Origin of the sequence: Kitasatospora sp. NPDC090308 (genome assembly GCF_044769485.1) — a bacterium.
GTDB lineage: Bacteria > Actinomycetota > Actinomycetes > Streptomycetales > Streptomycetaceae > Kitasatospora > Kitasatospora fiedleri.
Genome location: NZ_JBIVXY010000011.1, coordinates 142,739 through 161,833 on the forward strand (window position 1 = coordinate 142,739; position 19,095 = coordinate 161,833).

Sequence of the window (19,095 nt, forward strand, 5' to 3'; positions counted from 1 at the left end):
CGCGCATCTATAGGGGTGAGAGCCCGGAACGGCCGGGCCACGGGGGTGCGATGTGATACGCGGACAGGCCGAGGCCGCCGAACCGGCGGAGGACGGGTCCGAGGGCGCGGTGCCCCGGCAGCGGGAGGGCGGCCGGGCGGCCCGCCGACGGGCGGGCGGCGCGGCGGACGCGTCGGCGGGTCCGTCCGCGGGTGCGGCTCCCGGCTCGGCTCCCGGCCCGGTGTCCGGCCCGGTTTCCGGCCCGGCGACGGGCGGGCGGGCGGCGCGCCGGGAGGCGGCCCGCCGGCCGGGGCGGCGGGGACGCCGACGGCTGCGGCGCTGGCAGCGGACGCTGCTGTGGACGGCGGTCGGGGCGGTGGTGCTGACCGCCGGTGCGGGCGGCTACCTCTACTACCGGTTCAACGCCAACATCAAGCAGGCGCCGCTGTACGCGGGCGAGGAGGGCGACGCCGGGCACGAGGTGGCGGACGCCTTCGGCCGCACCCCCATCAACGTGCTGGTGATCGGCTCCGACTCGCGCGCCGACCCGGAGGACTGCACGATCGGCGGCGCCGACTGCGGCAGCGGCGCCAACGCCGACGTCAACCTGCTGCTGCACGTCTCCGCGGACCGCAGCAACGCGACCGTGATGAGCATCCCGCGCGACCTGCGGACCGACCTGCCGGGCTGCCGCGACGCGGCGGGCAAGACCGTCTTCAAGGCGCAGCGCGGGTTGATCAACGCCACCCTGCAGGGCGGCCCCGGCTGCACCGTGGCGGCCGTGCGCAAGCTCACCGACCTCCCGATCGACCACTTCGTGCAGGTCGACTTCAGCGGCGTGATCAAGATGTCGGACGCGGTGGGCGGCGTCCCGGTGTGCGTCAGCGACAACGTCTACGACCCGTACTCGCACCTCAAGCTGACCAAGGGCGAGCACACCCTCCAGGGCATGGCGGCCCTCCAGTTCGTCCGGACCAGGCACGGCTTCGGCGACGGCACCGACACCGGCCGCTCCTCGGCCCAGCACCTCTTCCTCGGCTCGATGATCCGCCAGCTCAAGGGCGCCGGGACGCTCACCGACCCGGGCAAGCTGCTGTCGCTCGCCGACGCCGCCACCAAGGCGCTCACCGTCGACCCCGGCCTGGACGGCATCACCAAGCTGGTCGGCCTCGGCCAGGACATCAGCAAGGTGCCGTCCGAGCGGATCACCTTCACCACCATGCAGATCATCCACGATCCGGCGGACGACAACCGGCGGCTGATCGGCCCGGGCGCGACCGAGCTGTTCCGGGCGATCAAGGACGACCGGTCGCTCAGCGGCGGCCCGCAGCCCGGGGACGCCGCCTCCTCCGCCGCCCCGTCCGTCCCGTCCGCCCCCGCCGAGTCGTCGGCGCCCCCGGCCGCGACCGGACCGGCCCGCGGCGGGATCACCGTCGTGGTGCGCAACGGCACCGGTGTCACGGGCCGGGCCGGAGCGCTCGTCGACACGCTGCGGCAGGCCGGTTTCGCCAAGGGCACCACCACCGGTCCGAAGGTCACCGCCGAACACAGCGCGGTGACGTACCCGGCGGGCGAGGAGGCCGAGGCCCAGCAGGTCGCCGCCGCCCTCGGCCTGCCCGCGAGCGCCGTCCGGGCCGGACAGGGCAACTCGATCGAGCTGCTGATCGGCACCGACTGGCCCACCGGCACCGGCTACCCGGCCGAGACCGGCACCACCACCGCGCCCGCACCCCCCGCCGACCCGTCCGCCATCCTCAAGGGCGCCGACGCCAGCACCGCCGACGACACCAGCCGCTGCGCCCAGGTCGGCCACGAGGGCACCGTCGAACTGCCCGGCTACCGGGGCCAGATGACCCCAATTCAGGCGTACGAGCGCAGCAAGGGAGTCCCCGACTCGGCGCCCTGACGGCTCGTCGCGTCCGGGTGCGGCGACCGGGCGGGCCTTCGGGCGGAGGGCCGGGGCGGGGGGACTCTCACCGGCCGGCAGGAGGGGCCGCGCCGTCGGCGGGGGGCAGGTGGACCTCGCTCCACACGCTCTCCTGCACACCGCCGCCGCCGTCGCGCGAGGTGAGGGAGCGGCGGTGGCCCCAGCGGTCGCCCAGCGCGAGGGCCGCCAGCACCCCGTACTCGTCCGGCGCGGGGCCCTCCAGGTGCAGTTCGATCCGGTACCCGCCGGGGGTGGTGCTCAGCCGCGCCTTCCCGCCGCCCGCCCGCGCCAGCCGCTCGGCGATCGTCCACGCGCGTTGCTGCGACGCCTCGGCGGCGGCCTCCCGGTCCGTCATGGGCGGGACGCGGTGGACGAGGGCGGGAGGGGGAGGGGCGCGGCGGGCTCGGCCGGTTCCGAGGTCCGCTCGGGGTCGTCGGACCCCTCGCGCAGGGAACGCCGGAGGGTGGCGACTTCCTCCAACGACTGTCCGGTGTACAGCACTTGATTCCGTTCGATGGGTGAGGGGAGAGGGGGTTCAGGCCGCGTCCGGCTCCTGCGCGGTGCCGCTGCCGACACAGCGCGGGCACCCGCAGGCCGGCCAGGTCAGCGTGGAGCGCGGCGCGGGCATCAGCGGTTCGTCGGACGTCCGGAACGAGACCTGTTCCCGGCTGCCGTCCGCCCGCACCGTGTAGACGCGGATCGTCATCCCGGGCTTCGGGGCGGGGCGGCCGTCGGACGGGCCCTCGGCTGCCGTCGGTGGGATGAAGGGGTCTGGCTGACAAGTCGTCATGATCGTTGCTCCGTAGGGAGATTGCCGTCCGCTTCGGTCACTGTCTGTGCTTCAAGCGTTGCCGGGCGGCGCTACCCTCGACAAGGAGCACGGTGTTGCGGACCTGAGCAGGGGTCCGGCACGGAACAAGGAGGGGGCTGGACGGATGGCCTGGCAGGAACGGGACCTTCAGCCGGACCTTTCGCCCCGGCACTTCTACGGCGCCGAGATCCGCCGCCTCCGCAAGCTGCACGACAACATGTCGTTGGAGGCGCTGGGCAACATCCTCATGTTCTCCAAGGCGCACCTGTCCCGGATCGAGAGCGGCGCGTCCAAGCCGCCGGTCGGCCTGTCGGAGAAGCTGGACATGGCCTTCGGGACGGACGGACTGTTCTGCCGCCTTTACGAGATGGCGAAACGGGAGCCGTTCCCCGACAAGTACAGCGCGTTCCACAAGCTGAACGAACGCGCGGTGGAACATGCCTCGTACTCGCTGTCGATCCCCGGTCTGCTCCAGACCGAACAGGTGATCCGCGCCATCATGCACGCTGGTGGGTCCACTCCGTCGGACGCTGAGATCGAGAGCTGGCTGGCTGCTCGACTCGGACGACAGGAGCGCCTCAGGGCCGAACCGGCGACGTGTGAGTACTGGTTCATCCTCGACGAATACGCGCTGCGACGTCCGATCGCCGGTCCGGAGGTGATGGTGGAACAGCTCTCCGTGCTGCTGGCTGCCGGCCGACGTCGCAATGTGACGATCCAGGTGCTGCCGTTCAGCGCCGGTGTGCACTCGCGGGTGGGTGGCTCCTCGCTGATCATGCTGACCGCGCCTGACGGCTCGATGGTCGCCTATGAGGAGGGCGATCGTTGGGGGCGCTTGCACGATGACGCGGAGACCGTGGTAAGCCGCAGGAAGGACTACGATCTGTTGCGGGCTCAGTCCCTCTCTCCACGGGACTCCGAGGCCGCGATCAGTTCCGCCCTGGAAGGATTCGAGAATGCACTCCGACGGCATGCCTGAGAACTGGGTCAAGAGCAGCTACAGCAACCAGGATGGCGGCGACTGCATCGAGGTGGACACCAACCGCCCGGGCACCGTCCGCGACTCCAAGGACCCCGACGGCCCGCGCCTGCGCTTCGCGTCCGCGAGCTGGGACGCCTTCGTCACCGCCGTCGTGGCAGGCGAGTTCGGCAACCACTGACCCGAAACACCTACGGCGCCCCGCGGTTCACGGTCGAACCGCGGGGCACTTTCCTTGGACGGGGCCCTGTCGACCGGAGCCCTGGGTCTGTGCTCCCGTCCGTCCTGGAAGGATTCGCCGAAGATGCACTCCGACGGCATGCCTGAGAACTGGGTCAAGAGCAGCTACAGCAACGAGGACGGCGGCGACTGCATCGAGGTGGACACCAACCGCCCGGGCACCGTCCGCGACTCCAAGGACCCCGACGGCCCGCGCCTGCGCTTCGCCCCCGCGAGCTGGGACGCCTTCGTCACCGCCGTCGTGGCAGGCGAGTTCGCCAACCTCTGACCCGGGACGCGCAGTGCCCCGTGACGCCCTGGCCGCATAGGCGTGGCGCACTGCAATACGGCGCATTACGCTGGAGGGATGAAGACCATCACGCAGCGGGAGCTCGCCGCCCGGTCCAAGGCCGTGCTGGACGACGTCGAGGCGGGCGAGACGTACCACGTCACCCGGAACGGCACCGAGATCGCCGAGGTGCGGCCCCTCGGTTCGCGCCGCCGTTTCGTGCCGCTCGACGAGCTCCAGCGCAAGTGGCGCAACGCCCCGGCGGTCGACACCGCGCGGATGCGCGCGGAGGCGGACGGGTTCTTCGGCGACGAGGACCGGATCGGCGACGAGCCGGAGGAGCGGGGGTGAGCGGGCGCAGGCCGCGCGGGATGCTGGACACCTGCGTCCTGATCGACCTCCCGTCGATCGACCCGGAGTCGCTGCCCCTGGAGGCGGCGGTCTCCGCCGTGGTGCTCGCGGAACTGGCCCAGGGCGTGGCCCTGGTGAAGGACCCGGTGGAGATGATGGCGCGGGCGCAGCGACTGGCGGACGCGGAGGCGGAGTTCGCCGCGCTCCCGTTCGACCGGGAGGCGGCCCGGCGGTTCGGCACCCTGGTCGCGCTCACCGTCAAGGCGGACCGGAACCCCCGGCCGCGCCGGATGGACCTGATGATCGCCGCCACGGCCGCCGCCCACGGGCTGCCGCTGTACACCCGCAACGCCGACGACTTCCGGGGCCTGGAGGCCGGGGTGGAGGTCGTCGAGGTCTGACGGCACCCGGCGGTGGCGGTGGCGCTCGCGGGGCGGGTGGGGTGGGTGTTCGGGCGGGTGCGGGAGGGGATAGGGGGCCGATAGGCCGGTCGGTTCGGGGGGATAGGGGCGGCCGGGAGAGTGGTGCTCACCAGGAGGCGAACCTCCGCCGAACCGTGAGGACCCGGATGATGATCGATTACCAGAACCGAACGACGTCGAGGGGGACGGCGTCCGATCCCCTGGCCGCTGAACTGACCGGCGTCGTCAAGCGGTTCAGCAACGCCAAGGGCGAGGTGTTCACCGCGGTGAACGGGCTGAACCTGCGGGTCCGGCGCGGCGAGGTGGTGGCGTTCCTCGGCCCGAACGGTGCCGGCAAGACCACTTCGATCGACATGCTGCTCGGGCTGACCCGCCCGGACGAGGGAGAGGTGCGGCTGTTCGGCACCGACCCGGAGCAGGCCGTCCGGGCCGGCCGGGTGGCGGCGGTGCTCCAGTCCGGCGGGCTGCTGCCGGACCTGACCGTCGAGGCGACCGTGCACATGCTGGCCTCGCTGCACCCGGGTTCGGACCCGGAGCGCTGCATGGCCCGGGCCGACATCACCGAGCTGCGCGCCCGCCGGGTGGCGGCCTGCTCGGGCGGTGAGCAGCAGCGGCTGCGCTTCGCCCTGGCGCTGCTCTCCCGGCCGGACTTCCTGGTGCTGGACGAGCCGACGGCCGGCATGGACGTGGTGGCCCGGCGGAACTTCTGGGCGGCCGTCCGGGAGGACGCGGCGCGCGGCATGACGGTCATGTTCGCCACCCACTACATGGAGGAGGCGGACCAGTTCGCCGACCGGGTGGTGATGATCGACAAGGGCGCGGTGGTGGCCGACGGCTCCGCCTCCTCGATCCGCTCGGCGATCAGCGGCCGGACCGTCTCGGCGGTGCTCAGCCCGTACGAGGCCGCCCTGGTGGCCCGGACCCCCGGGGTGCGCTCCAGCACCTCGCGCGGTGAGCGCACCTACTTCACCTGCACCGACTCGGACGCCCTGCTGCGGGTGCTGGTCGGCGAGACCCGGGCCCGGGACGTCGAGGTGGCGCCGCGCAGCCTGGAGGAGGCCTTCCTGGCCATCACCGAGAACGCCCGCGAGGCCCGCGAGGCCCGCGCCACCGACACCGCCACCGCCACCGCCACCGCCAAGGAGAACGTCTGATGGCCGCCGTCACGGCGCCCGCCGCCCCCCGCACTTCGGTCTTCAACGGGGTCAACCCGACCTTCGTCCGCTACGAGCTGCGCCGCCGCTTCAACCGCCAGACCACGATCTTCACGGTGCTGCTGCCCGCCGTGCTCTACCTGGCGCTGTTCCGCACCGCCCCGTCCGGCGGGGCCGACCTGCCGCACGGCAACTTCGCGGCCTGGATGATGATCGGCCAGGCGGTGTACGGCGCGGCCACCGCGGCGGTCAGCTCGGCCGCCACCATCTCGGTGGAGAAGTCGGCCGGCTGGATGCGGACCATCGCGATGAGCCCGCTCACCCCGCCCGGCTACCTGCTGGTCAAGGTGCTGTGCTCGGTGCTGATGGCCGGGGTGCCGGTCGCCATCGTGGGCGTGCTGGGCGCACTGACCGGAGCGCACGCCGACGCGAACGTGTGGGTGGTCTCGCTGCTGGTGGCCTGGGTCGGGTCGGCGGTGTTCGCCGCGCTCGGCATCGGGATGGGCCTGGCGATGAAGCCCGACGTGGTGATGCACATGCCGGGCCTGACCATGACCGCGCTGGCCTTCCTGGGCAACCTGTTCATCCCGCTCAGCGGCACCATGCTGGAGGTCTCCCGCTACACCCCGATGTACGGGGTGGCGACGCTGGCCCGGTACCCGCTGAACGACGGCTTCTCCTTCCACGGGGAGCACTCCAGCGTGGCCGGCGCGGTGTTCAACCTGCTGGCCTGGTTCGCCGGGTTCTCGTTCCTGGCGATCCGCCGCTTCCGCAAGTCCACCGGCCGCCCGTAACCGTCGCAACCGCGCGGCCCCACGCACTTCCCGTCCACGAGCACGCACGCATCCGGCGCCCGCCTCCCGGGCGCGGGCCCCACCCGAAAGGGGGTTAGAACACATGTTCGCATTCATCGCGCCGGGCCAGGGCTCCCAGACCCCGGGCCTGCTGGCCGCCTGGCTGCGCGACCCGGCCACCGCCGAGCGGGTGCGGGCCTGGTCCGAGGCCGCCGACGTCGACCTCGTCCAGCTCGGCACCAAGGCCCCGGCCGCCGAGATCGCCCGCACCGAGCACACCCAGCCGCTCCTGGTGGCCGCCGGACTGCTCGCCCACCACGCCCTCCGGGACGCCGTCCCGGACGGCGCCGCGGTGGCGGCCGGCCACTCGGTCGGCGAACTCACCGCCGCCGCGTACGCCGGGGTGCTGAGCCCCGCCGACGCGGTCCGGCTGGCCGCGGTCCGCGGCCGGGCGATGGCGGTGGCCTGCACCGAGGCACCCACCTCGATGGCCGCCGTGGTCGGCGGCGAGCAGAGCGAAGTCCTGGACCGAATAGGCGAGTTGGGCCTGTACGCGGCGACCTTCAACGGCCCCGGCCAGATCGTCGCGGCCGGCCTGGCCGACACCCTCGACCAGCTCGCCGCCGCCCCGCCGGCCGGCGCCACCGTCAAGCGGCTCAGCGTCGCCGGCGCCTTCCACACCCCGTACATGGAGTCGGCCCGGCAGTCCTTCGAGGAGGCCGCCGCCCGGGTGCCGTTCGCCCGGCCGTCCCAGCCGCTGCTCGGCAACGCCGACGGCGCGGCCGTCACCGACCCGGACGAGATCCGCCGCCGGCTGGTCCGGCAGGTGGTCAGCCCGGTCCGCTGGGACCTGTGCCTGCTCCAACTCGCCGCCGTGGCACCGGAACTGACGGTGTCGCTGCCGCCCGCCAAGACGCTGGCGAGCATCCTCAAGCGCCAGCACCCCGAGCTCGACGTCCTGTCCGTCACCACCGCCCGGGACGTCGCCCGGGCCCGGGAGCGGCTGACCGCCCCCGCCGGCCGAGGAGTGTCCGCCCATGCCGGTGTCTGACCTGCTGGAGTACCCGCTCAGCGAGCGGGCCGACCACCCCGCCGTGATCGACGCCCAGGGCACCCTGGACTACCGGGAGCTGGGCACCGCCGTGGAACGCGCCGTCGGCTGGCTGCGCGGCCAGGGCATCGCCCCCGGCGACCGGGTGGTGTACGCCGGGGGCAACGACCGGGCCTTCCTGGCCCTGTTCTGGGCCACCCTGCGCACCGGCGCCGTCTTCGTCCCCGTCCACCCCGAACTGACCGACCACCAGGTCGACCACATCGTCGCCGACAGCGGCGCCGCCCTCGCGGTCTGCCGCCCGGCGGCCGGCCGCCGGGCCGCCCGCACCGTCGAGGTCGGCCCGGCCTGGCAGCAGGTCCTCGCCACCCCCGCGGACCCGCACCGGGCCGAGGTCGACGAGGACGCGGTGGCGCTGCTGATCTACACCTCCGGCACCACCGGCCGCCCCAAGGGCGTGGTCTGCCCGCACCGCCAGATGCTCGCCGCCGTCGACGCCGTCAACGCCTGCCTCGGCTACGAGGAGCAGGACGTGGTGCTCTGCCGGCTGCCGCTCTCCTTCGACTACGGCCTCTACCAGGCCCTGATGTCCGCCCTGGTCGGCGCCACCCTGGTGCTGGCCCGGCGCAGCGAGGACATGGGCCTGCTGCGGCTGATCGAACGCACCGGCGTCACCGTCGTCCCGCTGGTGCCCTCGCTGGCCCAGATCCTCACCCTGCTCCAGGGCAAGCTCCACCGGCCCACCAGGGTCCGGCTGTTCACCAACACCGGCGCCCGCCCCGGCCGGGCCGTCACCGCCGAACTGCTGGAGCTGTTCCCCGGCTCCGAGTTCGCCTCGATGTACGGCATGACCGAGTGCAAGCGGATCTCCATCCTCGACCCCGAGGAGTACGCCGAGCACCCCGACTCGGTCGGCCCGGCCATCCCCGGCGACCGCATCCGCATCCTGGCCGCCGACGGCACCGAGCTCGGCCCCCGGCGGACCGGCGAGATCACCGTCTCCGGCCCCACCGTGATGGCCGGCTACTGGGGCATCCCGCTGGAGGAGCAGAGCCGGTTCGTCCGCCGCCCCGACGGCACGCTGGAACTGCGCACCGGCGACAAGGGCTGGCTCGACGAGGAGGGCCGGCTGTACTTCGTCGGCCGCGACGACGACATCATCAAGCGCCGCGGCATGCGGATCGCCCTCACCGAGGTCGAGGACGCCGCCGAGCGCATCCCCGGCGTCAGCGCCGCCGTCGCGCTGCGCCCCGAACCCGAGGGCGCCCCGCTGCTGCTGGCCGTGCACGGCACCCTCCCGCCGGAGCGGGTCCGGACGCTGCTGGCCGAGCGGCTCGACCACAGCCGGATGCCCGACCAGGTCGTCCCGATCGCCGCCGTCCCGCTGACCGCCAACGGCAAGCCCGACCGGGCCGCCGCCAAGCGCCTGGTCGAGGCCGCCGGGAGCACCGCCGACGCGCCGGCCGCCGCGAGCACCGCCCCCCAGACCACCACCGCATCCCCGAGGAGCAGCCATGAACCAGTCGCAGTTTGACCAGCTCGTCGAACGGACCTGCTCGGTGCAGGTCACCGACTCCGAGACCCCGCTGGTGGACCTGGGCGTCGACTCCCTGCACACCATCGCCCTGCTGATGGCGATCGAGGAGGAGTTCGGCTTCGAGGTCGACCCCGACGCCCTCGCCGACCCGGCGCTCGCCTCCCCGGCCGGCCTGCTGCGCTACGTGCACGCCAACACCGCCGCCCCGGCCGGGATCTGAGGACCGAACAGCCATGTGGACCGACACCAGACCCCCGGCCGAGATGCCGAAGCTGTTCGAGCGGGGCGCGGACGTGATCTCCCTGGCCGGCGGACTGCCCGACCTGGACGTCCTGCCGCTGGCGGAGATATCCGCCCAGCTCGCCCGGCTCGTGCGGCTCGGCGGCAAGCTCGCCCTCCAGTACACCACCCCGCACGTCGCCAAGGCGCTCGTCCCCGCCGTCGCCGACCTGATGGCCCGGGAGGACGGCCGGGCCGACGCGGAGAACCTGATCCCCACCAGCGGCTCGCAGATGGGCCTGACCGCCGTCGCGCTGGCCCTGGGCGCCCCCGGCGACACCATCCTGGTGCAGACCCCCGCCTACCCCGGCGCCACCGCCGCGTTCCGCACCGCCGGCCTGCGCCCGCACGCCGCGGCCGAGGACGCCGACGGGATCGACCCGCAGCGGCTGCGCCGCGACGTCGCCGAACTGCGCGCCGCCGGGCACACCGTCCGGCTGCTCTACACCAACCCGACCTTCCAGAACCCCACCGGCGCCACCCTCGCCGTCCCGCGCCGGGCCGAGGTCCTCGCCGCCTGCCGCGAGCTCGACCTGCTGCTGGTCGAGGACAACCCGTACGGGCTGCTCGGCTTCGACGGCACCACCACCGCCCTGTTCCAGTCCCTCGACCCGCAGCGGGTGGTCTACCTCGGGACGTTCTCCAAGATCTTCGCGCCCGGCCTGCGCTCCGGCTGGATCGCCGCCCCCGAGCACCTGCGGCACGACCTGGCCCGGGTCGCCGAGATCATCTCGCTGTCGCCCTCCGCGCTCGCCCAGGGCGCGCTGGCCGCCTACTACTCCCGCTCCGGCTGGAGCGACCTGATCGACCGCTACCGGGACAGCTACCGCGAGCGCTGCGCCCTGATGGCCGACGCGCTGGACGCCGAACTCGGCACCGACAGCCCCTGGCACTGGCAGCGCCCCGCCGGCGGCTTCTACCTGTGGCTGCGCCACCGCGACCGGGCCGACGCCGGGCCGTACGCGCGGGCCGCCGCCGACCGCGGCGTCTCGGTCGTCCCCGGCGGGCACTTCTCGATCGACGGCGAGCACGCCGACGGCCTGCGGCTGTGCTTCAGCAACGTGCCCCGCAAGAAGATCGCCGAGGGGATCGGCCGACTGGCCGCCGCCCTCACCGAGACCCCCGCCGCCGCCCGCGAGCTGGCGGAGGTGGCCGGATGACCGCGCCCGCCGTCGAGGCCCCCGCCGCCGACTGGGCGGACTTCGGCCCGCGCCACCCGCTGGCCGGCACCGACTGGAAGGTCTGGGGCGTCGGACTGCTGCGCAACGCCGGCTTCCCGGTCTCCGGCCTCGACCTGGTCGGCGGCACCCGCGCCCCGGCCGCCGCCGCCGCGCTCGCCGCCGGCCGCGCCACCGAGGACGAGTTCCGCGCCGCCTACACCGCCGACACCGACCACGAGGGCGCCGCCCTCGCCGCCCTCGCCACCGACCCCAAGCTCCGCCTCGCCATCGCCTGGCAGAACCGCACCGTCTTCCGCGTCCTCGACTCGCTGGCCGCCCCCGGCGGCAAGGAGACCAAGCGCCGCCAGCGCGAACGCACCCTCGCCATGTACTGGCTGCGCTACTGCGCCAAGGCCGACACCATCGGCTTCTTCGGCCCCGCCGCCTGGATCGGCGTCGGCCGCACCGACCGCGCCGTCACGATCGAGAACGGCCCCGGCCTGGTCGCCGCCACCCACACCGCGCTGGAACGCTGGACGGTCGCCGCGATCGCCGACTGGATGGCCGAACAGCCCGGCGCCCGCTGGTGGTTCCCGCCGATGCTCCGCCCCGACGTCCACCTGGACGGCGAGCAGCTGGTGCTCCCCACCCGCAAGGTGCTGCGGCTGCGCCCCGAGGAGGCCCAGGTGCTGCGGCTCGCCGACGGCGACCGCAACGCCGAGCAGATCACCGACCTGCTGGTCGCCGAGCACGGCCGGGACGCCGCCACCGCCCGCCGGCAGGTCGAGAGGACGCTGGGCCGGCTGCTGCGCCAGCGCGTGCTCGGCTGGGACGCCAACATCCCGGTCGACGTCCGGGCCGAGGAGGTGCTGCGCCGCCGGGTCGCGGCGATCGGCGACCCCGCCCTGTTCGTCCGCTACGACGCGGTGCTCACCGAACTCGCCCGGCTCAAGGACGCCGTGCACCGGGCCCGGACCGCCGAGCAGCTGGTCGAGGCGCTGGACGCGCTGGACGCCCACTTCGTCGAGGTGACCGGCCAGGCCGCCTCCCGCGAGGAGGGCAAGGCGTACGCCGGCCGCACCCTCAGCTACCAGGACGCGCTGCGGGACTGCCGGATGGAGCTCGGCCGGGACTTCCTGGACGGCATCGCCCGCCCGCTCGCCCTGGTCGCCGACGCCGCCGACTGGTTCGGCAACCGCCTCGCCGAACTGGTCGAGGCCGAGGTCGCGGGCTTCGTCCGCACCGCCGCCGGCCGGCTGCCCGCCGGCGCCCCCGTCACGCTGGCCGACGTCTGGCCGCAGACCCTGGCGCTGTTCTGGGGCGAGCACGACCACCCCGTGCAGCAGGCCGTCCGGGAACTCGCGCTCAAGTGGCGCGAGGTGATCGGGGAGGTGCCCGAGGGCGCCACCCGGATCGACCTGGCGGTCGACGCGATCGCCGACCGGGCGCGGCGGGTCTTCGCCACCGGGCCGGTGCGCTCCCCGCACCTGGCCGTGCACAGCCCCGACCTCCAGGTGGTGGCCCGCTCGGTGGACGCCGTCAACGCCGGCGAGCACCTGGTGGTGCTCGGCGAGATGCACGCCTGCCTGGCCACCCTCGACCTGCCCTTCCTGGACTGGACGGCCGACGGCGGCTCGGTGCGCGACAAGGTCAACCGGGCGATCGGCGCCGAACGCCTGGTGCCGCTGCTCCCGGTCGGCTGGAAGCGCAACAGCGGACGGATGGTCCCCGCCCCGATCGGCGAGGGCGACCGGCTGATCGGCTTCACCCGCGCCCCGTTCGACCGGCGCGACCGGATCGAGCCCGCGGTCTCCATCACGCTGGCCGAACAGGACGGCACCGTCACCGCGACCACCGCCGACGGCCGCTCCCGCTCGCTGTCCGAACTGCTCGCCGTGCTCATCTCGATCATCGCCTGCGACGCCTTCAAGATCGGCCTGGACCGCCCGCACGCCCCCCGGGTCACCCTGGACGACCTGGTGCTGTTCCGGGAGACCTGGCGGCTGCCGCTGACCGGTCTGGCCCTGCCCGCCAAGGCCGACCGGCACCGCGACTACCTGGCGGTGCGCCGCTGGGTGACCGACCGCGGCCTGCCCGACCGGGCCTTCGTCAAGTTCCCCGAGGAGACCAAGCCCTCCCTGGTCGACTTCACCAGCCCCGTGCTGGTGCTCTCCTTCGCCAACCTCGTCCGCCGGGCGGTGCAGGCCGACCCGGACGCCGCGGTGACCGTCAGCGAGCCGCTGCCGGCCACCGAGGAGTCCTGGCTGCCCGACGCCGACGGCGAGCGCTACGTCAGTGAGCTGCGGCTCCAGATCAGCCGAGAGGTGCCCCAATGACCGTGCTCGTCCCCGACGGCGCCACGGTGCGGGCCCGCCCGCACCGGCCGTCGGACCCCGACATCGTCGCCACGATCGGCGGAACCCCGCTGGTGGCGCTGGACCGACTCTTCCCGCCCGCCCGCTTCCAGGTGTACGCCAAGTGCGAGCGGTTCAACCCCGGCGGCTCCATCAAGGACCGCGCCGCCAAGTCGATGGTCGAACAGGCCATCGCCACCGGACGGATCGTCCCCGGCGTCTCCACCGTGGTGGAGTCCTCCTCCGGGAACCTGGGCATCGCGCTCGCCCAGCTGTGCAACTTCCACCGGCTCGGCCTGGTCATCGTGGTCGACCCGCGCACCACCCCGCAGAACCTCGCCATCATGCGGGCCTACGGCGCCAAGGTGGAGGTGGTCGAGCACCGCGACCCCGCCACCGGCGAGTACCTGCCGGCCCGGATCGCCCGGGTCCGGCACCTGCTGGAGACCGTCCCCGACGCCTGGTGGCCCAACCAGTACGCCAACGAGGACAACGCGCGGGCCCACCGCACCACCATGCGCGAGATCGTGGACGCGCTGCCCGCCGCCCCCGACTACCTGTTCCTGGCGGCCGGCACCACCGGCACGCTGCGCGGCTGCGCCGAGTACATCCACGACCAGCAACTGCCCACCCGGGTGGTCGCGGTGGACGCCGTCGGCAGCGTGATCTTCGGGCCGCCGCAGCCCTGGGAGTCCTCCCACCGGCGCACCATCCCCGGCCACGGCGCCGCGGTCGTCCCCGCCCTGCTCAAGCCGGGCCTGGCCGACCGGGTGGTCAAGGTGACCGACTCGGAGTGCATCCGGGGCTGCCGCAGCCTGCTGGGCCAGGAGTCGATCCTGGCCGGCGGCTCCTCCGGCGCGGTGATCGCCGCGATCGGACAGTCCGCCTCCTGGATCGAGCCCGGCGCCACCTGCGTGGCCGTGCTCCCCGACGGCGGCGACCGCTACCTCGACACCATCTACGACGACCAGTGGGTCGAGACCTACCTGCGGCAGTACCTGCCGCCCACCGAGCAAGAGAGAGAAACGACATGAGGATCCTCGGCCGGGAGGACGTCCGGACCGCCCTGGCGGGCCTCGACGCCACCGTCGTCGACCTGGTCCGCAACGCCTACGTGCTGCACGGGCAGGGCAAGTCCGACCTCCCCTTCTCGACCTTCCTGCGCCCGCTGCACCGCTCCGACTCGCGGATCATCGCGCTGCCCGCCTACCTCGGCGGACCGGCCCCGGTGATGGGCCTGAAGTGGATCTCCTCCTTCCCGGAGAACGTCAAGCGCGGGATGCAGCGCGCCAGTTCGCTGTGCATCCTGAACGACCTGGAGTCCGGCTACCCGCTCGCCCTGATGGAGGGCAGCCAGATCTCCGCGGTGCGCACCGCGGCCGGCGCGGCGCTCGCCTCCGGCCTGCTGAACGCCGGGCGCGAGGTCCGCACGGTCGGCCTGGTCGGCTGCGGCACCATCAACCAGCGGGTGGTGCACTTCCTCGACCGGGTGCACGAGGAGCTGGAGACCGTCCTGCTCCAGGACGCCTTCCCGGAGCGGGCCGAGGTGTTCGCCGCCGAACTGGCCGCCGCGTACCCGCACCTGACCTTCCGGGCGGCCGGCCTGAGCCGGGTGCTGGGCGCCGACACGGTGTCGATCGCCACCACCGACTCCTCGTACTGGCTGGACCTCGCCGACCACCCGCAGCGCCCGCACGGACAGGTGGTGCTGCACCTGTCGCTGCGCGACCTGTCGGTCGAGTCGGTGCTCGGCGCGGTCAACGTGGTCGACGACGCCGACCACGCGATCCGCGAGCAGACCTCGCTGCACAAGGCCGAGCAGCAGGCCGGCCACCGCCGCTTCGTCACCGCCGAGATCGGCGCGCTGCTCGACGGCACCGCCGAACTCCCGTCCGGCGCGCGCACCGTGGTGTTCTCCCCGTTCGGGCTGGGGGTGCTCGACCTGGCCGTCGCCGAGGCGGTGCTGACCGCCGCCGAGAAGGCCGGGCTCGGCACCGAGGCCGAGGGCTTCGACCCCGGCACCCACACCGTCACCTCCAACCTGACCGGGAGCGCGGCATGACCGGGCTGTTCACCGAGGGCACCCGGGCGATCGTCACCGGTGCCTCCCGCGGCATCGGCGCGGCCATCGCGCTCCAGCTGGCCGAGCACGGCTGCGACGTCGCGCTCAACTACCGCTCCAGCGCCGGGAAGGCCGAGCAGCTGGCGGAGAAGATCGAGGGCCTGGGACGCCGCGCGCTGCTGGTGCGGGCCGACGTCTCGGACGAGGCGCAGGTCACCGCGATGTACAAGGAGATCCGCACCGCCTGGGGCGGGGTGGACGTCGCGGTCCTCAACTCGGGCATCACCGCCGACGGGCACTTCGCGGCGATGAGCGCCGCCAAGTGGCAGGAGGTGATCTCCACCAACCTGACCGGGGCGTTCCTGACCGCCCGCGAGGCCACCAAGCAGATGTACGCCTCCGGCGGGGCGATCGTCTTCATCGCCTCCACCTCCGGCATCGCCGGCCGGGTCGGCCAGGCCAACTACGCCGCCTCCAAGGGCGGGGTGATCGCGATGGCGAAGACCCTGGCCTACGAGGGCGCGCCGAAGAGCATCCGGGTCAACGTGGTCGCGCCGGGCTTCATCGACACCGACATGGTGAAGAAGGTGCCGCGCGCCCAGCTGAAGGAGGCCGCGGCGGCGATCCCGCTGGGCCGGATGGGCACCCCGGAGGAGGTCGCGCAGGCGGCGGTCTTCCTGGCCAGCCCGGCGGCCTCGTACATCACCGCCAAGGTGCTCACGGTCGACGGCGGGATGCTCTACAGCTGACCGCCGCCGTCCTCCGCAATCGAACTGACGTTCCATCAACCCGCAGAGAGAGGCAGTCCCCCATGTCCACCGCCACCTTCGAGGACGTCCGCACCCAGGCCGAGCAGCGCCTGGAGAAGAACCTGAAGATCAAGTCGATGATCATCGACCGCCTGGGCCTGGACGCCGAGGCCGAGGTCGTCTCCGACAACCAGCCGCTGTTCGGCCGCGGCCTGGAGATGGACTCGCTGGACACCCTGGAGATCGTCGTCATGATCAACAACGAGTACGACGTGCTGATCAGCGACGACGACTTCGAGGCCTTCGGCTCCATCAACGCCCTGGTCGACTTCATCGAAGCCCGCGAGGTCTGACCGTGGCCACCGCACCCGCCCCCGCCAGGGCTGCCGCGCCCGCCGCCCCGGGCAAGGAGAAGCCGAAGACCTTCGCCTACTCCTCCGACGACATCAAGCGGATGCTCCCGCACCGCTGGCCGATGCTGATGATCGACCGCGCCTACGACGTGGTCCCCGGCGTCTCCGGACGCGGCGTCAAGAGCGTCTCGGTGAACGAGCCGTTCTTCGCCGGCCACTACCCCGACCACTCGATCATGCCCGGCGTGATGATCGTCGAGGCGATGGCCCAGCTGGTCGCCGTGGTCTACGTCGCCGAACTGCTGGAGGCCCCGGCCCCCGCCGCCGGGGACGCGCCCGCCGACCCGTCGGCCAGCGTCGGCTACCTCGGCTCGATCAGCTCGATGAAGTTCTCCCGGCTGGTCGTCCCCGGCGACCAGCTCACCCTGGAGGCCAAGCTCGGCCAGAAGCTCGGCGGCCTGCGCTCGGTCTCGGTCCGGGCCTCGGTCGGCACCGAACTCGCCGCCGCCGGCTCGCTGATCGTCACCACCGAGCGCAAGGGCTGACCCGGCGCCGCCCCACCGCACCAGCACAGACAAGGAGGTGTGCCATGTCCATCACGATCCGCCCCTACCAGGAGGGCGACGCGCACGACATCGCCGAGCTGTACAACCGGCACCGCGACAACCCCAACCCGGTGGCGGGCGGGATCACCGGCGCCGAACTGGAGCGCGAACTCGCCGAGCGCGACACCGCGACCTTCCTGATCGCCACCGAGGACGGCCGGGTGGTGGGCACCTTCGGGCTGTTCCACAGCACCGGACGGCGCTCGGCCCGGGCCGGCGAACTGATCGCCGACATGTTCTTCGTCGCCCCGGCCTACCGCAACGGCGTCATCACCGGACGCCTGTTCACCGAGGCCGTCGAGTGGATGATGCGCTGCGGCTGCCTGGTCCTGCGCCTCACCGTCAACCCGGCCAACACCGTCGCGTTCAAGCTCTACCGGCGGGTCGGCTGCGTCTCCGTCGGCGAGACCGTCCCCGGCGAGGACGGCAACGTCGAACTGCACAACTACATCCCGCTGATCCTGCGCAGCGTCTTCCACGACCTCGGCCCCGAGGCCGTGGCGGAACTCGGCAAGCTCAGCAGCTTCGGCAACGTCACCGACGGCCGGGACGGCGAACTCCGCTCCGACGTACGGGTGGTGGACGGAACCAGGACCGTCGCCTACGCTCTGGCCCTCGGCGCCTTCAAGCTCGCCGCCACCATCGACGTGGACCGCGGCCTGATGCTCGACGCGGCCCTCACCGGCCCCGACGGCACCACCCGGCCGCTGCGGATCGCCGAACCGCCCTACCAGGTCAAGGCCCCGGGCGACGGCCGGCCGCACCGCTTCGGCGACCACGGCCTGACCGCCGAGCTGGACGCCGCCGAAGGCACCCTCACCGTGCACGCCGAGGGCCACCACGGACCGGTGTTCGCCTCCACCTGGCCCAGCGCCGAGGCCGACCGCTCGGCCGGCTGGCGCGAGGGCCAGGCCCGCGACCTGGAGATCGAGCCCGTCGAACACGGCGTCCGGGTCACCGAGCGCACCGGCGGCAACCTGGTCACCGGCACCCTCACCCTGCACCACGGGGTGCTGCGCCAGGAGTTCACGTACACCACCCGGCCCGGCCGGATCTTCCAGACCGTCGGACTGCGCCAGGGCGACTTCACCCTGACCGGCCCCGACGGCACCGCCGAAGAGCACCCGATCGGCACCGGCCTCGGCGTCCGCGACACCTCCGAGGTGGTCGCGGCCGCCCGCACCGCCCCGGCCGGCAGCGCCCTCGCCTGGACCGACGGCGCCACCCGGGTGGCCCTCCCGGCCGGCCACCCCGTCCGGCTGATCACCACCACCCTGGTCGAACGCCACCTGGAGCCCGACGCCGACGGCACCGCCCGCCTGCGCACCGAGCTCGCCACCGGCCCCCGGGCCGCCGCGACCCGACCGGTCACCGGCGCCGAACCCCTGGACGGCCGGCGGAAGCTGACCGTCAAGGCCGCGGCCGGCGGCATCACCGGCTGGACCGAGAACGGCACCAGGGTGCTGCGCAGCCCCGCCCCCCGCACCCGGCCCTTCGGCTGCAACCCGCGCTGGAGCGCCGGGGCGTGGGTCACCCGCGAGCACCACCGGCACAGCCTCGCCACCGGCCTCGGCTGGGGCGTCCCGACCGCCGAGTGGGAGCAGAAGCACCCGCTCGGCCTGGCCGCCCCGCAGGAGCGGATCAGCTGGGAGGTCACCGCCCCCGAGCGGTCCGCCGAGCCGGTCCGGATCGACGTCCACGCCCCCGGCGCGGACGAGGAGACCGTCCTGTGGCTCACCCCCGACACCCCGGCCGACACCGCCGTGGTGATCGACTCCGCCGGCACCCGCCGGGAGCTGGACAGCGCCGGCTTCCGGCAGGTCTGGGCCGCCGCCGCGGCGGTCCGGCTCGGCAGCGGCCACTGGCTGCACCTCGCCCCCGCGGGCGGGAGCCCCACCCAGGAGATCGTCCTGCGCACCACCTCCTCCGGACTGCTGATCGGCTGCGCCGCCACCGGCACCGAAGCCGCCTGGCAGCTGTCCGTCCACCCCGCACCCGCGATCTGACACCCCGTCACTCC

Annotated in this window: 21 protein-coding genes; 19 read left to right on the plus strand and 2 right to left on the minus strand. The window is 73.6% G+C overall.

The genetic code is table 11. The features are described 5' to 3' along the window. Window positions 1-52: 52 nt before the first annotated feature. Complete coding sequence (locus ACIQVD_RS24000) at window positions 53-1,885, plus strand: LCP family protein (RefSeq protein ID WP_402291646.1); 1,833 nt, start codon at window positions 53-55, stop codon at window positions 1,883-1,885. Window positions 1,886-1,952: 67 nt separating this feature from the next. On the opposite strand, the gene ACIQVD_RS24005 is transcribed toward ACIQVD_RS24000, so the two are convergent. Together ACIQVD_RS24005 and ACIQVD_RS24010 are read right to left on the minus strand one after the other, a co-directional pair. Beyond that, window positions 1,953-2,261 (minus strand): hypothetical protein, encoded by a 309-nt coding sequence (locus ACIQVD_RS24005; protein ID WP_400692001.1) that lies wholly within the window; start codon window positions 2,259-2,261, stop codon window positions 1,953-1,955. Window positions 2,262-2,441: 180 nt separating this feature from the next. Beyond that, window positions 2,442-2,612, minus strand: coding sequence for a hypothetical protein (locus ACIQVD_RS24010; RefSeq protein ID WP_400691998.1), 171 nt, complete (start codon window positions 2,610-2,612; stop codon window positions 2,442-2,444). 229 nt (window positions 2,613-2,841) lie between these two features. Here ACIQVD_RS24010 and ACIQVD_RS24015 point away from each other — a divergent pair, with 229 nt between their 5' ends. From ACIQVD_RS24015 to ACIQVD_RS24100, 18 genes are all read left to right on the plus strand, one after another. Then, window positions 2,842-3,696, plus strand: coding sequence for a helix-turn-helix domain-containing protein (locus tag ACIQVD_RS24015; protein ID WP_402291647.1), 855 nt, complete (start codon window positions 2,842-2,844; stop codon window positions 3,694-3,696). Beyond that, window positions 3,689-3,877: a DUF397 domain-containing protein gene (locus ACIQVD_RS24020; protein WP_402291648.1), complete on the plus strand. Its 189-nt coding sequence runs from the start codon at window positions 3,689-3,691 to the stop codon at window positions 3,875-3,877. The genes ACIQVD_RS24015 and ACIQVD_RS24020 overlap by 8 nt, the downstream gene beginning before the upstream one ends. A 138-nt stretch (window positions 3,878-4,015) precedes the next feature. After that, on the plus strand, window positions 4,016-4,204 hold the full coding sequence (locus tag ACIQVD_RS24025) for a DUF397 domain-containing protein (RefSeq protein ID WP_402291649.1): 189 nt from the start codon (window positions 4,016-4,018) through the stop codon (window positions 4,202-4,204). 78 nt (window positions 4,205-4,282) lie between these two features. Next, the gene (locus ACIQVD_RS24030) at window positions 4,283-4,555 is read left to right on the plus strand and encodes a type II toxin-antitoxin system Phd/YefM family antitoxin (protein ID WP_402291650.1); all 273 of its coding nucleotides are present in this window, start codon (window positions 4,283-4,285) and stop codon (window positions 4,553-4,555) included. Next, window positions 4,552-4,956, plus strand: coding sequence for a type II toxin-antitoxin system VapC family toxin (locus ACIQVD_RS24035; protein WP_402291651.1), 405 nt, complete (start codon window positions 4,552-4,554; stop codon window positions 4,954-4,956). Before ACIQVD_RS24030 ends, ACIQVD_RS24035 begins: the two co-directional genes overlap by 4 nt. A gap of 170 nt (window positions 4,957-5,126) precedes the next feature. Further along, the gene (locus ACIQVD_RS24040; protein WP_402291652.1) at window positions 5,127-6,131 is read left to right on the plus strand and encodes an ABC transporter ATP-binding protein; all 1,005 of its coding nucleotides are present in this window, start codon (window positions 5,127-5,129) and stop codon (window positions 6,129-6,131) included. Beyond that, complete coding sequence (locus tag ACIQVD_RS24045; RefSeq protein WP_400691983.1) at window positions 6,131-6,925, plus strand: ABC transporter permease; 795 nt, start codon at window positions 6,131-6,133, stop codon at window positions 6,923-6,925. Before ACIQVD_RS24040 ends, ACIQVD_RS24045 begins: the two co-directional genes overlap by 1 nt. Before the next feature lie 103 nt (window positions 6,926-7,028). Beyond that, window positions 7,029-7,976: an ACP S-malonyltransferase gene (locus ACIQVD_RS24050; protein WP_402291653.1), complete on the plus strand. Its 948-nt coding sequence runs from the start codon at window positions 7,029-7,031 to the stop codon at window positions 7,974-7,976. Beyond that, window positions 7,963-9,510, plus strand: a complete 1,548-nt coding sequence (locus tag ACIQVD_RS24055) for a class I adenylate-forming enzyme family protein (RefSeq protein WP_402291654.1) — start codon at window positions 7,963-7,965, stop codon at window positions 9,508-9,510. The genes ACIQVD_RS24050 and ACIQVD_RS24055 overlap by 14 nt, the downstream gene beginning before the upstream one ends. Beyond that, on the plus strand, window positions 9,491-9,733 hold the full coding sequence (locus ACIQVD_RS24060) for an acyl carrier protein (protein ID WP_100836936.1): 243 nt from the start codon (window positions 9,491-9,493) through the stop codon (window positions 9,731-9,733). Before ACIQVD_RS24055 ends, ACIQVD_RS24060 begins: the two co-directional genes overlap by 20 nt. Window positions 9,734-9,746: 13 nt before the next feature. Then, window positions 9,747-10,952: a PLP-dependent aminotransferase family protein gene (locus tag ACIQVD_RS24065; RefSeq protein WP_402291655.1), complete on the plus strand. Its 1,206-nt coding sequence runs from the start codon at window positions 9,747-9,749 to the stop codon at window positions 10,950-10,952. Next, window positions 10,949-13,288, plus strand: a complete 2,340-nt coding sequence (locus ACIQVD_RS24070; RefSeq protein WP_402291656.1) for a lantibiotic dehydratase — start codon at window positions 10,949-10,951, stop codon at window positions 13,286-13,288. Before ACIQVD_RS24065 ends, ACIQVD_RS24070 begins: the two co-directional genes overlap by 4 nt. Then, the gene (gene sbnA, locus ACIQVD_RS24075; RefSeq protein WP_400691965.1) at window positions 13,285-14,340 is read left to right on the plus strand and encodes a 2,3-diaminopropionate biosynthesis protein SbnA; all 1,056 of its coding nucleotides are present in this window, start codon (window positions 13,285-13,287) and stop codon (window positions 14,338-14,340) included. Before ACIQVD_RS24070 ends, sbnA begins: the two co-directional genes overlap by 4 nt. Next, window positions 14,337-15,368: a 2,3-diaminopropionate biosynthesis protein SbnB gene (gene sbnB, locus ACIQVD_RS24080; protein WP_402291657.1), complete on the plus strand. Its 1,032-nt coding sequence runs from the start codon at window positions 14,337-14,339 to the stop codon at window positions 15,366-15,368. Before sbnA ends, sbnB begins: the two co-directional genes overlap by 4 nt. Continuing rightward, a complete protein-coding gene (gene fabG, locus ACIQVD_RS24085) occupies window positions 15,365-16,117 on the plus strand; it encodes a 3-oxoacyl-ACP reductase FabG (protein ID WP_100836931.1) in 753 nt (250 codons plus the stop codon). Before sbnB ends, fabG begins: the two co-directional genes overlap by 4 nt. A gap of 62 nt (window positions 16,118-16,179) precedes the next feature. Then, a complete protein-coding gene (locus ACIQVD_RS24090) occupies window positions 16,180-16,470 on the plus strand; it encodes an acyl carrier protein (RefSeq protein ID WP_035864774.1) in 291 nt (96 codons plus the stop codon). Between the two features lie 2 nt (window positions 16,471-16,472). Continuing rightward, the gene (gene fabZ / locus ACIQVD_RS24095; RefSeq protein ID WP_233533710.1) at window positions 16,473-17,015 is read left to right on the plus strand and encodes a 3-hydroxyacyl-ACP dehydratase FabZ; all 543 of its coding nucleotides are present in this window, start codon (window positions 16,473-16,475) and stop codon (window positions 17,013-17,015) included. Between the two features lie 44 nt (window positions 17,016-17,059). Beyond that, window positions 17,060-19,081 carry a GNAT family N-acetyltransferase gene (locus ACIQVD_RS24100; RefSeq protein WP_400691957.1) on the plus strand — a complete coding sequence of 674 codons (2,022 nt, stop codon included), beginning with the start codon at window positions 17,060-17,062 and terminating at the stop codon, window positions 19,079-19,081. The last annotated feature ends 14 nt before the right edge of the window (window positions 19,082-19,095 follow it).

Bases quoted from the DNA above. Each gene is read 5' to 3' on its own strand.
- ACIQVD_RS24005 (WP_400692001.1), bottom strand. From the start codon at position 2,261: ATGACGGACCGGGAGGCCGCCGCCGAGGCGTCGCAGCAACGCGCGTGG.
- ACIQVD_RS24010 (WP_400691998.1), bottom strand. From the start codon at position 2,612: ATGACGATCCGCGTCTACACGGTGCGGGCGGACGGCAGCCGGGAACAG.
- ACIQVD_RS24015 (WP_402291647.1), top strand. From the start codon at position 2,842: ATGGCCTGGCAGGAACGGGACCTTCAGCCGGACCTTTCGCCCCGGCAC.
- ACIQVD_RS24020 (WP_402291648.1), top strand. From the start codon at position 3,689: ATGCCTGAGAACTGGGTCAAGAGCAGCTACAGCAACCAGGATGGCGGC.
- ACIQVD_RS24025 (WP_402291649.1), top strand. From the start codon at position 4,016: ATGCCTGAGAACTGGGTCAAGAGCAGCTACAGCAACGAGGACGGCGGC.
- ACIQVD_RS24030 (WP_402291650.1), top strand. From the start codon at position 4,283: ATGAAGACCATCACGCAGCGGGAGCTCGCCGCCCGGTCCAAGGCCGTG.
- ACIQVD_RS24040 (WP_402291652.1), top strand. From the start codon at position 5,127: ATGATCGATTACCAGAACCGAACGACGTCGAGGGGGACGGCGTCCGAT.
- ACIQVD_RS24045 (WP_400691983.1), top strand. From the start codon at position 6,131: ATGGCCGCCGTCACGGCGCCCGCCGCCCCCCGCACTTCGGTCTTCAAC.
- ACIQVD_RS24050 (WP_402291653.1), top strand. From the start codon at position 7,029: ATGTTCGCATTCATCGCGCCGGGCCAGGGCTCCCAGACCCCGGGCCTG.
- ACIQVD_RS24055 (WP_402291654.1), top strand. From the start codon at position 7,963: ATGCCGGTGTCTGACCTGCTGGAGTACCCGCTCAGCGAGCGGGCCGAC.
- ACIQVD_RS24060 (WP_100836936.1), top strand. From the start codon at position 9,491: ATGAACCAGTCGCAGTTTGACCAGCTCGTCGAACGGACCTGCTCGGTG.
- ACIQVD_RS24065 (WP_402291655.1), top strand. From the start codon at position 9,747: ATGTGGACCGACACCAGACCCCCGGCCGAGATGCCGAAGCTGTTCGAG.
- ACIQVD_RS24070 (WP_402291656.1), top strand. From the start codon at position 10,949: ATGACCGCGCCCGCCGTCGAGGCCCCCGCCGCCGACTGGGCGGACTTC.
- sbnA (WP_400691965.1), top strand. From the start codon at position 13,285: ATGACCGTGCTCGTCCCCGACGGCGCCACGGTGCGGGCCCGCCCGCAC.
- sbnB (WP_402291657.1), top strand. From the start codon at position 14,337: ATGAGGATCCTCGGCCGGGAGGACGTCCGGACCGCCCTGGCGGGCCTC.
- fabG (WP_100836931.1), top strand. From the start codon at position 15,365: ATGACCGGGCTGTTCACCGAGGGCACCCGGGCGATCGTCACCGGTGCC.
- ACIQVD_RS24090 (WP_035864774.1), top strand. From the start codon at position 16,180: ATGTCCACCGCCACCTTCGAGGACGTCCGCACCCAGGCCGAGCAGCGC.
- ACIQVD_RS24100 (WP_400691957.1), top strand. From the start codon at position 17,060: ATGTCCATCACGATCCGCCCCTACCAGGAGGGCGACGCGCACGACATC.